The sequence below is a fragment of the Lentilitoribacter sp. EG35 genome, assembly GCF_040784015.1.
GTDB lineage: Bacteria > Pseudomonadota > Alphaproteobacteria > Rhizobiales > Rhizobiaceae > Lentilitoribacter.
Genome location: NZ_JBFNGQ010000032.1, coordinates 1 through 1,380, shown reverse-complemented (window position 1 = coordinate 1,380; position 1,380 = coordinate 1). Strand labels below are relative to the sequence as shown.

Below are 1,380 nucleotides of genomic sequence, written 5' to 3'. Positions count from 1 at the left end.
GGCCTACCACCTGATTGGCCTTGGGGTTGGTCCAGAGGATATTGTTGCTCTGTGTTTAGAACGTTCCTTTGAGATGGTGATCTCGCTATTGGCTATTCTCAAAGCTGGTGCAGCCTATCTGCCGCTTAATTCAAGTGACCCACACTCACGGTTGCAGGAATCTTTAGTAAGCACAAAATCGAAGGTACTGTTGACGAGTGTTTCAATGCAAACAGAATATACACTTCACCATGATACGATGGTTTTTGTTTGCGACGATAAATCATTTATCGACTACTCGACACATAATTTGCTGACGAGTTATGGTTCCGATCAATTAGCGTACGTGACTTACACCTCGGGGTCGACTGGAGAACCAAAGGGCGTTGCAATAACTCACAATAATGTGGTGGTATTAGCACTTGATCGTCGTTGGCAAGATGGCAATCAAAAGCGCATATTAATGCATTCTCAAATTGCATTTGATGCTTCAACGTATGAGGTTTGGGTTCCTTTGCTTAGCGGTAATGAAATCATCATTGCTCCAGCTTCCGACTTATCTGCAGAGGTATTGAATACTGTAATTGAGAAGAAGAGGATTACAGCAATTTGGATGACTGCCGGCCTTTTCAATACTATGTCTGACGATAGGTTTCTTCATTTCGATAATCTGGATACTGTATGGGCTGGAGGTGATGTTCTTTCGCCAATTGCCGTCAAAAAAGTATTATCACAAAAAGGGCAGGTTAGTGTAACAAACGGCTATGGCCCAACAGAAACGACGACTTTTGCTACGAGCTTTCCTATAACAGGTGAAGACGATTTTAATTCAAGTATACCGATAGGCTCGCCGCTTGATAACACTCAGGTTTATGTATTGGATGATTGGCTTCGTCCTGTTCCCGTTGGTGTTAGTGGTGAGCTTTATATAGCTGGAGCAGGTTTAGCACGTGGTTATTTAGGACGCCCTGATCTGACGGCAGATCGGTTCATAGCTGACCCATTTGGCCCTCCAGGTGGTCGGATGTATCGGACCGGTGATCTTGCTAAATGGCGTTCAGATGGCGTACTCGATTTTCTTGGACGAGCAGATCATCAGGTTAAAATCCGAGGGTTTCGTATTGAACCGGGCGAAGTTGAGGCTGCCTTAACGCAGCATCCTGAAGTATCCCAATCCGTTGTTGTTGCTCGGGAAGATCTGCATGGAAATAAACAACTTGTTGGTTATGTTGTGTTGAACATCGGTGATGAACAGCATAATGATGTTGTGGCTAATGATCATGTGTCCTCATGGGAGATTCTGTACGATAATCATTATACTGAAAGTTTGAATGGTATCATTGTTGACAACTTCAGTGGATGGAATAGTAGTCACGATAACAAACCAATTCCACTACAGGA

Annotated in this window: 1 protein-coding gene; it reads left to right on the top strand. The window is 43.8% G+C overall.

The window, feature by feature from the left end:
- Positions 1-1,380 (top strand): non-ribosomal peptide synthetase (locus AB2J24_RS19810; RefSeq protein WP_367386806.1); only part of this gene is annotated, 1,380 nt, incomplete at both ends.